Annotated in this window: 10 protein-coding genes and 1 pseudogene; 10 read left to right on the top strand and 1 reads right to left on the bottom strand. The window is 66.8% G+C overall.

Going from position 1 to position 14196, the window contains the following annotated elements:
• Positions 1-1105: 1105 nt before the first annotated feature.
• From LNW71_RS16165 to LNW71_RS16120, 10 genes and pseudogenes are all read left to right on the top strand, one after another.
• Positions 1106-1582, top strand: coding sequence for a hypothetical protein (locus LNW71_RS16165; RefSeq protein WP_250968869.1), 477 nt, complete (start codon positions 1106-1108; stop codon positions 1580-1582).
• Positions 1579-2229: a hypothetical protein gene (locus tag LNW71_RS16160; RefSeq protein ID WP_250968868.1), complete on the top strand. Its 651-nt coding sequence runs from the start codon at positions 1579-1581 to the stop codon at positions 2227-2229. Before LNW71_RS16165 ends, LNW71_RS16160 begins: the two co-directional genes overlap by 4 nt.
• A gap of 3 nt (positions 2230-2232) precedes the next feature.
• Positions 2233-7141 (top strand): annotated as a pseudogene (locus tag LNW71_RS16155) (putative T7SS-secreted protein).
• Positions 7142-7178: 37 nt separating this feature from the next.
• On the top strand, positions 7179-7631 hold the full coding sequence (locus tag LNW71_RS16150; RefSeq protein WP_250968867.1) for a hypothetical protein: 453 nt from the start codon (positions 7179-7181) through the stop codon (positions 7629-7631).
• Positions 7632-7714: 83 nt separating this feature from the next.
• Positions 7715-7852: an Imm7 family immunity protein gene (locus tag LNW71_RS16145; RefSeq protein WP_308294493.1), complete on the top strand. Its 138-nt coding sequence runs from the start codon at positions 7715-7717 to the stop codon at positions 7850-7852.
• 2 nt (positions 7853-7854) lie between these two features.
• Positions 7855-8007, top strand: a complete 153-nt coding sequence (locus tag LNW71_RS16140) for a polymorphic toxin type 28 domain-containing protein (protein WP_250968866.1) — start codon at positions 7855-7857, stop codon at positions 8005-8007.
• Between the two features lie 25 nt (positions 8008-8032).
• The gene (locus LNW71_RS16135; RefSeq protein ID WP_250968865.1) at positions 8033-8752 is read left to right on the top strand and encodes a pentapeptide repeat-containing protein; all 720 of its coding nucleotides are present in this window, start codon (positions 8033-8035) and stop codon (positions 8750-8752) included.
• Positions 8753-9029: 277 nt separating this feature from the next.
• Positions 9030-9323, top strand: a complete 294-nt coding sequence (locus LNW71_RS16130; RefSeq protein WP_250968864.1) for a hypothetical protein — start codon at positions 9030-9032, stop codon at positions 9321-9323.
• Positions 9324-10260: 937 nt separating this feature from the next.
• Positions 10261-11685, top strand: a complete 1425-nt coding sequence (locus tag LNW71_RS16125) for an ATP-binding protein (protein ID WP_250968863.1) — start codon at positions 10261-10263, stop codon at positions 11683-11685.
• A gap of 311 nt (positions 11686-11996) precedes the next feature.
• Positions 11997-12308 carry an NIPSNAP family protein gene (locus LNW71_RS16120; RefSeq protein WP_250968862.1) on the top strand — a complete coding sequence of 104 codons (312 nt, stop codon included), beginning with the start codon at positions 11997-11999 and terminating at the stop codon, positions 12306-12308.
• A gap of 90 nt (positions 12309-12398) precedes the next feature.
• Here the strand turns inward: LNW71_RS16120 and LNW71_RS16115 are convergent, their stop codons facing one another.
• Positions 12399-14057, bottom strand: a complete 1659-nt coding sequence (locus tag LNW71_RS16115; RefSeq protein WP_250968861.1) for a serine/threonine-protein kinase — start codon at positions 14055-14057, stop codon at positions 12399-12401.
• Positions 14058-14196 lie beyond the last annotated feature (139 nt).

Here is a 14196-nt window from a genome sequence, read left to right as displayed (position 1 = left end):
CCGAGGGCACAAGATGAGACCAAAGCCCGCGGCTTCAAGGCATGCCTCCGGCGGGGGGCGCTCAGACTCCGGGATGGGAGCTGGGGTAAGTGGTGGGTTGAGGAGCATGGGCGCGGTCCGGCTGAATCTCAAGCTCAGATGGTGCTCAAGACTTCCGGCTTTGACTTCCACGTCAGGAGGCTAGCTGTCATGTTGATGCCTACGCGGGACCGTGAGTCGCTGACTGCGGCGACTTGAGAAGACCAGGGGGACTAGATGTTTGCAACGATGGGCACGGGAGCCATGATCGGCATAACTGTCACAGTGGTTGCCATCGCAGCACTCGCCGTAATTGTCGTCAGGCGGCTCGGTGGGCGGAAGCGCCAGACCCCCCAGGAGACTCTGTCAAGGACACCGTCCCTCAATGACATCAGCGGCTGAAACCAACAAGGCCGATCGTCGGCGAACCCTTCCGTACTCTGGCGGTAGGTCAATGCAGCATCAGTCTGGAACTGCCGTGTTGCAGGGGCCCGTCGAGCGAACTGATAAGCATGAGGCCACGGCCTGCAGCCGTCGATAGGCTGCTCCGTGATGAGGTCGTCCGCACGGTAAAGAGTGCGACCCGGGGTGCGGAATGGGTCGCCTACCTCATCTCTCACGCTCGTGCCCGTTGCGTGCCCGACACGACGGGGAACCACGGGGAGAAGGGGAGATCAACAGCCAAGTCGAAGGTGACGCCAAATTGCGAATAGTCGCAGTTCAGAGGGCATTTCCTGCGGTGATCAACCCGTGATCCCCAAGCTCAGAGCGCGAGTTCGATTTTCGTCACCCGCTCCATGAAGAAGCCCCAGGCCCACGGCCGGGGGCTTCTTTGTTGTCTGACCCACGGTATGCCCCGGTGAGCTGCGCACCGGCGTCCCTGTGTGCACTGAGAACGCCGGAACTGTCACCCGACAGGCTCGCCACGTGGGCCAAGCCGTCCGACGCCGTTGCGCCCCGCGCTCCCCCCAACCTTCACGCCCCTCCCGGCCGAAGGCAGCCACGGCCGCCGGAACCGCTGATCCGTGCGCGGGCGTGGTGTTCTACGGTGTTCGGGAGCGGTCGGCGGATTTTTGAACGGGGGGCCATGACCGAGGGGACAGTACTGGCGGAGCGGATAGCGGACCAACGGGCCGGGGTGGGTGATCCTCGGGCCCTACTGGGGGAACTGCGGCGGGCATTGGTGCTGGTGCCGTTGGACGGGGGCGGGCTGTGGACCGCGGAGTCCGGCGGGGTCCGCTGGGTCTGCGGGTTCACTGACGAGGCCGCGTTGGCCCGGTTCGCGCAGGCGCGGAGCTCACTCGACGCTGGCGGGGGTACCGGGCATACAGCGGATGCCGGGCGGCCGTGGGAGTTCGCGGAATTGCGGGGTGCGCGGTTGCTGGACGAGATCGTTCCGGCGATGGGCGTGCCGGCGGGAGTTGCGGTGAACATCGCCGACCCCGACGGATCCATGCTCTTTCCGCCGGTGACGGGCATCGTTCCGGATGCGGCCGCCGTCGACAGGGTGGATGCGGACGCTCCGGCTGTCGCACCGGCTCACAGTGAAGGTCAGGGGCGATGAGCGGCGGTGGCGCGGGGGATCTGCACATAGATCCGGCGAGTGTCCAGAAGATCACCAGTGGTCTGAGGGCGGCGGTGGCCGAGCTGGAGGGGATCGGTTCCGGCACCGGGGCGGTCCTGGGCAAGGGAGTGTCGGGCCTGTCGATGACCGGTATGGAGGCCGGTCACTACGGGTTGTCGGTGACGTTCGAGGACTTCTGCGAGCGGTGGGAGTGGGGGGTCCGGGCGCTGGTCCAGGACGCCAACGCGATCGCGGCGAAGCTGGGCCTGTCCGCCGGGGTCCTGTGGGAGGAGGACCAGTACATCGAGGGCACGCTGAAGATCGTGGTCAACGCCGGTGTGGGCAATCCGAACGCGTCCGAGGCCGACATCGTCAAGCAGGGCTGGGGTGACGTGCTCACCCCGGACTACCTGAGCCCGGACTACAGTCCGGAGTCGTTCCAGCGGGCGGGGGACGAGGCCGGGCAGACCTGGAAGGACACCGGGCGAGCACTGGTGACCGAGGGAAACGGCGGCCGTCGGACCGAGCTGATGAACAACCTGCTCGGGATCGACCAAGAGACCTTCGACCGGTCGGTGGACGAGACGTTCGGGCCGTCACCCGAGGAGCGGGCCCGGCAACAGCAGCAGGACAACGGGGGGAACTGATCCATGGGGCTCGGGGATCTTGTCAGCGATCTGACTCCGGACGTCATCGAGGACGCCGTCGAGGATGGCACCAAGTGGGTCGGTGACCGGGTCGAGGACGCCGGGGACTGGACGGCCGACCGGTTGGAGGACGTGGGCTGGGACTCCGGCGCGGACTGGGTGCGTGAGCAGTCACGTTCGGTGGCGAACCGGATGGGCGCCGAGGTCGAGGAGATGGACCTGGGGCAGACCGAGGACAAGAAGAAGCTGATCTACGGCAGCCCGTCCGAAATCCGCTCGACCGCGACGCACCTCAAGAACCTGCAAGGTGCTCTCGACAACGTCGGTGGCGGGCTCAAGGGCTTGGACGCCTCCGAGCTCAAGGGCAAGACGGCGGACGCGTTCCGCGACTCGGTGTCCGTGGAGCCACCCCAGTGGTTCAAGGCTGCCGACGCCTTCGAGAAGGCCGCGGGCGCGCTGGAGTCATTTGCCGGGACGGTCGAATGGGCGCAGGGTCAGGCCCAGTTGGCGATCGACAAGTGGAAGGCAGGCACCAAGGCCTCCGAGGAGGCGATGGACGCCCACAAGGAAAAGTGCGACACGTTCAACAAGGCCGTCGACAAGTACAACGCCATGCCCTCCGACAAACGCGACCCCTCCACGCTTCCGCCCAGGCCGGGTGAGTTCACCGACCCCGGCAAGGCCCGCATGGAGGAGGCCCAGCAACTCCTGGCGGAGGCCCGTAAGCAGCGCAACACCGCTGCGGAGACCGCTCGCACCGCGGTGGCTGCCGCGCGGGACGCTGCGCCGAAGAAGCCGAAGTACGCACAGCAGGTCGCCGACGGGCTAGCCGAGACGCAGATCATGAACACCCACTTCGTCGGCGGGATCACCAAGGGCACGGCCGGAATCCTCAACTTCGTACGGACCGTCAACCCGATGGACCCGTACAACCTCACCCACCCCGCCGAGTACGCCCTCGCACTGAACAACACCGCCGCCGGACTCGTCCAGGTCGCCAACGACCCCTGGGGCACCGGCAAGCAGATGGTCACCGCGTTCATGAAGGACCCGGCCGAAGGGCTCGGCCGCCTCGTCCCCGACCTGGTCCTCACCGCCGCGACCGGCGGCGGCGGGGCCGCAGTCAAGGGCGCCCGGACCGCGAAGGAACTCGCAGACCTCGCACAGGACGCGAACAAGGCCCTCCGCGTGGTGGAAAATGCGCCCGGAGGCGGCGGAGCTGCAGTCAAGGGAGCCCGGACCGCGAAAGAAATCGCAGACCTCGCAGAGGACGCGAACAAGGCCCGCCGCCTGGTGGACGACGCGCCTGAAGGCACCCACAATCGCCCCGACGCGGAACGCACCACCAAGAACACAGACCCGGTCGACCTCGCCTCGGGCCGCATGTTCCTGCCCCAGACCGACGTCGTGCTGCCCGGCGTCCTACCGCTCGCCTTCACCCGACGCGTCGAATCCGGCTACACCGCAGGCCGCTTCTTCGGCCCCTCCTGGTCCTCCACCGTCGACGAACGCCTGGAGATCGACGCCAACGGCGTCATTCACATCACCGACGACGGCCTCCTGATCACCTACCCCCACCCCGTCCCCGGACTCCCCACCCACCCCGAAACCGGCACCTCACGCAGCGTCCTCAGCCGCGACGAGAGAGGCGACTACACCGTCACCGACCCCGACAACGGCCTCATACGCCACTTCAATGCCCCGCCCGGGGCGGAACCGGGAGATGACGGCGACGCCTGGCTCGGTGAGATCAGTGACCGCAACAACAACACCATCATCTTCGACCGCACCGACGACGGCACACCTCTGGCAATGGTCCACTCGGCCGGCTACCACTTGGAGCTGACGACTGCGGACGGACTCATTTCCGCTCTGGCACTGCTCACCCCCGCTGCGAGCGGCGAGGCGCCCGTGGCCGCCGACCGAAGAACGTCCCTTCCCCTGCGCGCCTATGGCTACACCGACGGCAACCTCACCACCGTCAACAAGCCGTCAGGGGCTGCCCTCACCTTCACCTACGACACCCGACGCCGGGTGACGGCATGGATCGATTCCAACAACAGCCGGTACAGCTACACCTACGACGACCGGGACCGGTGTGTCGCCGAGGGTGGCGAAGCGGGACACGTGCAACTCACCCTCGTGTACGGGGACCCGGATCCGGACACCAGCCACCGCACTACCACCCTCAGCACCTTGTCCGGACACACCACTCGATCTGATCGGCACCGACTGCCGCGTGCTGGCCACCACTGACCCGCTCGGTCACACCACCCGCTTCACCTACGACACCCGCGGCAATCTCCTCACTCGCACCGACCCGCTCGGCCGCACCACCGCCTTCGAGTACGACGAGAAGAACAGGCTAGCTACCGTCACTCGTCCGGACGGCAGCGAACTCAGCTCAGTGCGGCAAGAGTTGGGCCTGCTTGCGGAGTTCACCGGACCTGACGGCTGCCGTCGGCAACAGAAGTTCGACGAACGCGGCAACCGCGTCGCGGTGTCCGACCCAGCCGGACACACCACTCATTTCGCCTATGACGCCTACGGACGGCTCGTCTCGGTCACTGACGCTCTCGGCGCCGTCGTCACGGTCATGACCGACGCAGCCGGACTGCCGCTGGAAGTCACCGATCCAGTGGGTGGCAAGACCCGCTACGAGCGCGACGCTTTCGGCCGACCCGTACGCGTTACAGACCCCGTGGGCGCGGTGACCCAGCTCCAGTGGACCGTGGACGGTGAACTGGCTTCCCGTAGAGGCCCGGACGGCGGGACCGAATCATGGACCTACGATGGCGAGGGCAACCGCACCAGTCACACCGACCCCATGGGCCAGGTCACCTGCTTCGGATACACGCACTTCGAGCTGCCGATGACACGCACCGGCCCGGACGGCGCTCGCTACGAATTCGTCCATGACACCGAGCTACGGCTGACGCGCGTCACCAACCCCCAGGGGTTGACCTGGTCTTACACCTACGACTCGGTCGGCCGACTGATCGCCGAAACGGATTTCGACGGCCGCACCCTCGCCTATACCCGAGACCCGGCGGGACAGATCACGGTTCGTACCAACGCGCTCGGGGAGGCCCTCGCCTACAAACGAGATGCGCTCGGTCGCGTAGTGGCCAAGGACGTGGCGGGCGCGGTGACCACCTACGCCTACGACAGAGCCGGGCGCATGACCCGGGCAGCCGGGCCGGACAGTGAGCTGATCTACCAGTATGACCGCCGCGGTCTGGTCAAGACGGAGCTCGCCGACGGGCGCGCCACCACGTACGCCTATGACGCCCTCGGCCGACGCACACAGCGCACCACACCCACCGGGCATGTCACCACGTACAGCTACGACACGGCGGGACGCACGACAGACCTGACGGCCGACGGCCACCGCATCGCCTTCGCGCACGACATGGCCGGCCGGGAAATCGAGCGGGACTTCGGCGGAGTCCTCACCCTGGCCTCCGGCTGGGATGCCGCGGGCCGCCTGAGCCCACAGCGCCTCACCACCGGCGGCGAAACCCTCAACGAGCGCGCATACACCTATCGCGTCGATGGTCACGTCACGGCCCTGGACGACACCCTGCGAGGTCTCCAGCACTTCGACCTGGACGAGGCCGGCCGGGTCACGCAGGTCACTGCCGCCGCCTGGACGGAGGCGTACGCGTACGACGTGGCCGGCAACCAGACTTCCGCTACCTGGCCCGGACACGCCTCCGGCGGTGATGCGAGAGGCGACCGTGCCCACACCGGAACCCGGTTGCTGCGCGCGGGCGCCAACAGCTACACGTACGACGCCTCAGGGCGTCTGGTGCGGCGCCGCAAGGCTCGTCCATCGAAGAAGGCCGAGATCTGGCGCTACTCCTACAACGCCGACGACCAGCTCACCGCAGTCACGACTCCCGACGGCTCACAGTGGCGTTACCGCTACGACCCTCTCGGTCGACGCAGCTCCAAGGAACGGATCGCCACAGACGGTACGAGTGTCGCGGAACGAACCACCTTCACCTGGGACGGCACAGTCCTGGCGGAACAGACCACCAGTCACCCCGAACGGCTCCCCCACCGGGTAACGCTCACGTGGGACCACCATGGTCTGACCCCGCTCGCACAGACCGAACGCCTCACCGAAGAAACCACCCAGCGTGAGATCGACAGCCGCTTCTTCGCCATCGCCACTGATCTGATCGGTACACCGACCGAACTCGTCAGCGAATCCGGCGAAATCGCGTGGCGCACGCGCAGCACGCTCTGGGGTAACACCACGTGGAACGCGGATGCCACCACGTACACCCCACTCCGCTTTCCTGGGCAGTACTACGACCCGGAAACGGGTCTCCACTACAACCACCACCGCTACTACGATCCGCAGACGGCCCGCTACACCACACCCGATCCGCTGGGGCTCGCCCCCGCCCCGAACCCGGCCGTCTACGTCCACAATCCCATGACCTGGGCCGATCCCCTCGGGCTCACCCCGTATGCGCCTAAGGGAGAGCATTCCAACCCGTTCGGCAACAGAGCCGACGCCGAAAGAGCCGCATTCGAAGCCGCCGGGGTACCGTACGGCGAGACCCCGATCGCCGAGTGGACCGTAACTGGCGACAAGAGCCTGAAGCACATGCCGGGGTACACCTATTCAAGCGATGCATCTCCCTGGGGGAATTTCCGTCAGTTCGAGACTGATCAGGGATCCAGGGTGGTCGTGGAGCATACTCACGATCCTGCTGGTCAGCACTTCCATGCGGGAAAACCCAAGATCGACGATTCCAGAGAACTAGTGAATTTCGGCTGGGACAATGGTCGGGTCCAACGGTCGGACGGCTCTTTCGGGTATCCCGAAAATATGGAAAGATACGGCAAGATCAACAAGCCGGGCGGGGACCACCACTTCTTTTACGAAGGAAACTGATGGAAATCCGGCCCGGATCGTTCGGGAGGGAAATCACATGGAAGCTGCTTCCAGCGCGGAGACACCGTCCTGGCAGCACACGCTCGAAGCGTGCGGACTGCTGCCCATCGGGACGGAAGCCCCCTGTCCTGTGCCTGCCGTCCTGACCGCCATCCACGCCGTGACGGGGGTCGAGGTCAAGCCGAGTGCGACGATCCCGGAGTCGCGCGCCGACGTCATGGCGGAGCTGGATCGTCAGTGGCTGGCTGAGACCACCAGGTTGCCTCTTGTGTCAGGTGCGGGGGAACTCCTCATCGTGCCGCCGGGACGGGGCGGCAGTGCTGTGGGATGGGTCCTCGTCAAGGATTCCGTCGGAACAGGGCTGCCGTCTCGCGTGGCCGGCGCGACGGGCTCGCCGGAGTTTCTGGCACTGTCGGTGGACGGGCGCCACCTGTGCGCGGTCACGTCCGAGGATGACGAACTCTGGATCGTCACGCGCGTCCTTAAATGACGGGCGGTTGGTCGATCAGTGGCGGTTCCCAAGCCGCCCCCGGATCTCACTCCGAGGCGAGCTGCGGGCCATGCCAATAAGCGGTGCCAAAAACGCACAATGGCGAATTCTTCGTTACTACCAACGGGCTGATGAACCGCCGCCGCGATGAGGCCGAGGAGTTGGACATACTTCTTCAACACATCCGTGTCCGCTTTCCCGGCTCCTGGGGTCTGCTTTAGGGATGGTGGTCCGTAAGTTCCTCTGGAAGGAGATGGAACGACTGCCGGAGGGGTTGACGGATCGAGGACTCGAAGTCCTCCTCAAGAAGCACGACGAGGCGGTCTACCACCTGAGCCGTGTGAAGGGCTTCCTGCATCAGATCAAACAACCGTGACAACACGGATGGAAGCGCCAGGCGCATGACCACTCCACCCGGCATGCCGGACGCGAACAGCCACGCTACCGAGCTGCGAAGGCGATGGACCCTGCCCGAGAACGCTTGCTTCCTGGTTGAACTCCGGTTCGCCCTGATCAGCGGCACCGGCGACTGGCGCGCGATGGTGCGGACGTGGACGCAGCCGTGGGCCACCGAGAACGACCTTGGCGGCATCCCGCTGGCCGGGGCGAACCTCTCGGGCCTGGACCTGACCGGCGTCCACCTCAGCTACGGGGACCTGCGTGGCGCCACCCTCACCGGCTGCGACCTCACCGACGTCTCGCTGACCGACGCCGATCTGCGCGAGGCAAGCCTGGTGGGCACCGTACTCACCCGGGCGAACGCCAGCCTCTGCGACCTTGCCCGCGCCGACCTGACGGACGCCAACGCCGACGACGCCCTCTTCTCCCGCGCCCGTCTGACCGGCGCCGTTGCCTGCAGAGCCTCACTGCGCAGCGCAAGGCTCGTCGGCGCCGACCTCGCCGACGCCGACCTGACGGACGCCGTCCTGGTCTCAGCGAGAACCGACGGGATGTTGCTGACCGGCGCCCGCATGCAAGGTGTTCGCCGTGGATCCCTGTATCCCTCACGCGTGCGCACCGGCCAGTGGACGAGGGAGATCCTCGCGGACATGCTCAGTACCAGTACGACGTCGAAACGGGGAAGTTCGAGGGGCTTCCGCGCAGCATCGAGAGGTCGGTAGGGAGCGGTGCGGGCTTCACTGCAGGAATCAGAAAGGGGCTCGCCGCACTCGGCGAGGGCTAGATATGCGAAGCAATGCTCGAATGAGGGCGCTCCTGCAGGAGACGGACACAACGGGACTGAGCTCCCCGGACATTCCCCTCATGTTCCGTGAAGTCGTGGAGCGCGGATGGTCTTTGATGCCCTCCGGTGGCCGGGTGCTGACCGATCTCCTCCTCGAGAACCCGCCGCAATACTCCGACCGACTCGCGGAGGAAACCACAATCAACGGCAGGGGAATGACGGACTACGACCTGCCCACCGCGACGGACGAACGCGCGCCCGTCCTCGTACGCAGGTGCCTGGCCTACGTCGCCGCCTGCCTGCAGCGCGCGCAAAAGGACTTCGGTGACACCGCGGTGAGGGCCTACGTCTCGCTGTCCTTCGCCGATACGGACGAGGCGCCGCTGACTTCCCACGTCACCTTCTGCACACCGCTTCCCGACGCCCTCCCCTACATCTCGGACCTTGAGAGCGTGAAGGACGCAGCGGTCGGGGAGTTCTCCGCGGAGGACTGCCTCCCCTGGTCGTGAGCTTGAGTGCACACCGGACCCCGCCGGCATGCCCATCGGCGCGCATTGTGGCGACCACCCGAAGCCCCCCGTCACTCCTGCCTCATCCGTGCCCAGCAGAACAGACAACAGCGATGAACAAGGGCACCTCAAGACCACACCAGGAGCGCCCCCAGCGCGCTCTATCCCCAATTCAGAGCGCGTTTGCACTCCGCAGGTACCGTTGATCCCAATCTCAGAGCGCGAGTTCGATTCCCGTCGCCCGGCCTTTGTCCGAACAACCGAAACGGTTCTCCGAATAAACCGCCGGACCGTCACGAAGGACCGCTGCTCCGGGGCAGCGTGGGTTCGGCACAAGGGATAATCGCCCCCCAGTCCTTCACGGAGTCTCCCGTGAGAAGAAATTCACTGAGATACATGCCTGTCTCATCATGTACATTCTCTTCCTTTAGCCACAGGGATTCGCACTCCGGACACATGAAGAAGATCTGGCCAGAATCCTTACGCTTGTAACATTGCACCCAATCCTGGCCGCAATGGACGCACGCCACCTTCTCCATAAATTCCCACTCCCTGGGAAAGCAGTGATCACTTCATTGCCGTGTACTTCGGTCCCCTCGGCGGCGCCGGGACGAGAATCGAGTCCCTCTTGTGAGCGATACCAACTACCGCCGAGGTTCTGCAGATCGCAGCCTGCCGGACCCAGAGATCTGACCACGTACCAGGATGCCGGACGGACGCAGGTAGGCGACGACGAACTGACCGTCGCCGAGGAGACCGCGCAGCGAGGCATTCTGATCCGCTTCCGCACCCGGGGCTGCGCCTCTGCTGCTCGATCGGGAAGGCGCACGGGCAGGGGGCCCGGCGCCGCAACACTGTCCGTCAATCATCGATACTTCCATTTATGAGAGTATCTTGAGTAGAAGTATCAAGGCTCATTCCATGGAGGTGGACTGCCGTGAACGGATTCATCGGACGCCGCAACGAACTCAGTCTTCTGGACGACCTGTTGCGTCCGGTGAAGGACGGCGGACGCAGCGGGCGTCCGGGGCGGGCCGTCCTGATCCGCGGGCGCCGCCGGGTGGGCAAGTCCCGCTTGGTGGAGGAGTTCCTGGAGCAGACGGGTCTGCCGCATGTGTTCTTCACCGCCGTCGGTGGCTCCCGCGAGGAGGATCTGGCGGGTTTCGCCGGTGAGGTGGCCGCTTCCCGGCTTCCCGACGTGGCGCGGTTCAGTGATTTCGCCGCCCCGCTGACCTGGGACGCCGCGCTGACCATGCTCGCCTCCGCGCTGCCCACCGGCTCGCCCAGCGTGGTGGTCCTCGACGAGATGCCCTACCTCGTGCGCGAGGACCCGAGCTTCGAGGGCGCGCTGCAGAAGGCATTCGACCGGACGTTGTCGAAACTGCCCGTTCTGCTCGTCCTCATCGGCTCCGACATCGCCATGATGGAACAGCTCAACACCTACGGGCGGCCCTTCTACCAGCGGGGCACCGAAATGGTCGTGCCGCCGTTGAATCCGGCAGAGGTCGCCTCGATGCTCGATCTGCCGCCCGCCGACGCCTTCGACGCCTATCTGGTGTCCGGTGGGCTCCCGCTCATCCTGGAGGAATGGCCACAGGGCGCCGGGCTGTGGGAGTACCTCGAACTGGCCCTGCGCAGACCGACGTCCGCCCTGCTGGTCAGCGGCGAGCGGTCCCTGGCTGCCGAGTTCCCCGTCGAGGCGCAGGCTCGCACCGTCCTGGGCGCCATCGGTCATGGCGAGCGCACCTTCACCCTGATCGGCAGAGCCGCCGGCGGCCTCAACCCCAGCTCGGTATCGCGCTCGCTGGAGCTTCTCACCTCCCGCCGCATGGTCGCCGCGGAGCTCCCCCTCTCCACCAAACCCAGCCGGGAGACCCGCTATCGCATCGACGACCCATACCTGCGCTTCTGGCTCTCCTTCATCGGCCCAGGCATCCCCGCGATCGAGCGCGGCCGGGGCGACCGCGTCCTCGACACCATCCGTGCCAGTTGGACGTCCTGGCGGGGCAGGGCCATCGAGCCCGTCATCCGCGAAGCCCTGTGGCGACTCGGCTCCGACGACGGGCAGTTGCCCGCGGGCACCGATGCGATCGGCGGCTACTGGACCCGTACCAACGCCCCGGAGATCGACATCGTCGGCGCCGACCGCGCCCCCATCGCCAAGAAGATCATCCTCGTGGGTTCGGTCAAGTGGCTGGAGAACAAGCCTTTCGACAACCGCGACCTCGGCCGCCTCGTCACCCACCGCTCCCAGCTTCCCGGCGCCGACGACACCACCCCCTTGCTCGCCGTCACCCGCAGCGGCTGCACAGCCGACGTCCCCACCCTCACGCCCGAGGACCTCCATGACGCCTGGACCTGAACCTGTGACCGGCAGTGCCACTGCGTGCCAGTCGGAGCGGTAATCAACGGTCAGCAGCGGCGCCCCAGGGAGCGCGGAAGACTCCGCACACGGCCGAGCCTTCACAGGCCGCACCGGGCATGTGACCCCGAAGGCCGGGTGATTCCCAAGCTCAGAGCGCGAGTTCGTTTCTCGTCACCCGCCCCATGCTCCACGAAGCCTCGGGGCAGGGGCCGGGGGCTTCCTTGTGCGCCGGGCATATCCGTGCCGGATGCCCTGGCCACCGGCCCCGATCGTACGGGCACCCATCCGTGACACGGCATCATGCAGGCATGGTCACCATTCACCTGAAGTACGAGATCGACGCTGACAAGATTGCGGATTTCGAGGAGTACGGTCGCCGCTGGGTCCGGCTCGTCAACCGGTTCGGCGGGACGCACCACGGCTACTTCCTGCCGAGTGAGGGCGACAGCGACATTGCCTACGCTTTGTTCTCCTTCCCCAGTCTGGCCGCGTACGAGCAGTACCGCGCGGACAGCATGTCCGACCCGGAGTGCCAGCAGGCGTTCGACCTGGCTCGTGAGACCCGCTGCATCAAGCGCTACGAGCGCCGGTTCCTCAGGCCGCTCGACGGCCTGTCCTGAGCCGGCGGGAGGCATGCGTCGCGATCCCGCCGAGCAGCTGCGGCTTCCGGCTCCTGTCCGCCGGCCCCCCGGACAGGCCTGATCGATCTCCTAGGCCGCCCCTCGCCAGATCGCCAGGTCACCTTGGAGGAAGGCGATGTCCGGCATAGCGGTCGACTTCGTCGTGATCACGAGCAGCGCGATGTCCCCTGCGGGGCCTTTGATGCAGACTTCGCTCCCGTTCGCCGCACCGGCGAGTGGGAGGCGGTGGTTCTTCTCGTCCTTGAGCATCCGACGGCACTCCTCGACCGTGCCGCCCGGCTTGCCGTACAGCTCGACGAACACACTCGTGTCGCTCTCGAGTTCACAACCGGCCAACCGGCATCCCAACCGGATGTCCCCCGTGCGGCCCTTGGGTTCCTCGTCCGGGTCCTTGAGGTTGACCGAGTTCCCCAGATCCAGCATGACCGAGTACGGCTCGGGCCGCGGATCTCGGGGCGAGGCCGAGGAGGACGACGAAGGACCGTTCTTGTCTTCACCGGTTCCCGGAGCCGCCGAGTCCGGGGAGTCGGAGGAGCCGGAGGAGTCCGACGAGGAACCCCGCGCCGAAGCCGACGACCGTGCGGCCGGTCCCGTGGCGGATGCCGATGATCCGTCGGTGGCCCGCTGATCGGCCCGGCTCTTCGCGTCCAGTACCGTCCAGGCCAGGGCCGTTACCAGTAGCGCGCCCCCCACCACACCGGCGGCCGTGATCAGTGCGGTGCGCCGCCTGCGCACCTTGCGCTCCGTAGGCGTCGGCCGCAGCGCCCCGGCCAGGGAGCGCGTGTACCCGATCAGCGGCTGCGGCTGCACAGGGGTGGGGTCCGGCACGGGCGGCGGAACCGCGACCTCCTGCCCGCCGATCTCCTGCCACACGGCCGATGCTCCGCCCGCGTCGGCGTCCGTTCCCAACCGCTGCCGGCACCACTCCAAGACCTCTGCCGGCGTGGCCCGCTCCGCCGGATCGGCGGCCAGGCAGCGGGCGAACAGCGGACGCAAGGGCTCGGGCAGCAGCGACAGTTCGGGTTCGGTGTGCACGATCCGGTACAACACGTAGACACCCTGGCCATCACCGTAGAGAGGCCTGCCCAACGCCGCGAACGCCGCCGTCTGGGCAAGGGCGAAGACATCGGTCGCCGCCGTGACCGCCGCCCCGGATGCCTGCTCCGGGGCCATGTACGCGGGCGTGCCGACCGAGTGTCCCGTCGCCGTGTATGAGGTTCCGTCAGCTGCCACGGCGATGCCGAAGTCGATCACGCGCGGACCGTCGGCGGCCAGCAGCACGTTCGACGGCTTCAGGTCCCGGTGCACGATGCCCTCGGCATGGATCGCCTGCAACGCCTCGGCCATCCCCGCCATCAGCCACAGCGTGGCGGGCACCGGCAGCGGACCCCGCCGGGCAACGGCCTCGGCCAGGGACGGCCCGGGCACGTACAGCGTGGCCAGCCAGGGTGGTTCACCGTCCGCGTCGGCGTCGATCACCTCAGCGGTGTACGCCCCGCGGACCCGCTGGGCTGCCCTGATCTCCCTGCCGAACCGCCGCTGGAAGTCCGGGTCGTCCGCCAGCTCCGGGCGTACGACCTTGATCGCCACTGGCCGGCCACCCCGCGTGTGCGAGAGGTAGACCCGCCCCATGCCACCCGCGCCCAGCCGGGCGGCGAGCCGGTAGCCACCCACCACAAGCGGGTCGGCCGCCTGCAGTGGCTGGAAGACATCCGTCACATGCCTCATCGGCCCGCTCCCCCACTCTGATGCACTGGCCAACGGCGTGAGCCTACGTGGCAGGACCATGAAGTTGTGGCTTCGGGACCTGGCTGCACCAGATGTGCTCGCGCCACAGCGTGCCAGTAACGGCGGTGAAGAGCGGTCA

Origin of the sequence: Streptomyces sp. RKAG290, from assembly GCF_023701695.1 — a bacterium.
Classification (GTDB): domain Bacteria; phylum Actinomycetota; class Actinomycetes; order Streptomycetales; family Streptomycetaceae; genus Streptomyces.
Note: the sequence above shows the minus strand (reverse complement) of the source record. Positions and strands in the feature narration are given on the sequence as shown.

Coding starts and splice junctions, on each gene's coding strand:
- LNW71_RS16165 (WP_250968869.1), top strand. CDS start 1,106: ATGACCGAGGGGACAGTACTGGCGGAGCGGATAGCGGACCAACGGGCC.
- LNW71_RS16160 (WP_250968868.1), top strand. CDS start 1,579: ATGAGCGGCGGTGGCGCGGGGGATCTGCACATAGATCCGGCGAGTGTC.
- LNW71_RS16150 (WP_250968867.1), top strand. CDS start 7,179: ATGGAAGCTGCTTCCAGCGCGGAGACACCGTCCTGGCAGCACACGCTC.
- LNW71_RS16140 (WP_250968866.1), top strand. CDS start 7,855: ATGGTGGTCCGTAAGTTCCTCTGGAAGGAGATGGAACGACTGCCGGAG.
- LNW71_RS16135 (WP_250968865.1), top strand. CDS start 8,033: ATGACCACTCCACCCGGCATGCCGGACGCGAACAGCCACGCTACCGAG.
- LNW71_RS16130 (WP_250968864.1), top strand. CDS start 9,030: ATGACGGACTACGACCTGCCCACCGCGACGGACGAACGCGCGCCCGTC.
- LNW71_RS16120 (WP_250968862.1), top strand. CDS start 11,997: ATGGTCACCATTCACCTGAAGTACGAGATCGACGCTGACAAGATTGCG.
- LNW71_RS16115 (WP_250968861.1), bottom strand. CDS start 14,057: ATGAGGCATGTGACGGATGTCTTCCAGCCACTGCAGGCGGCCGACCCG.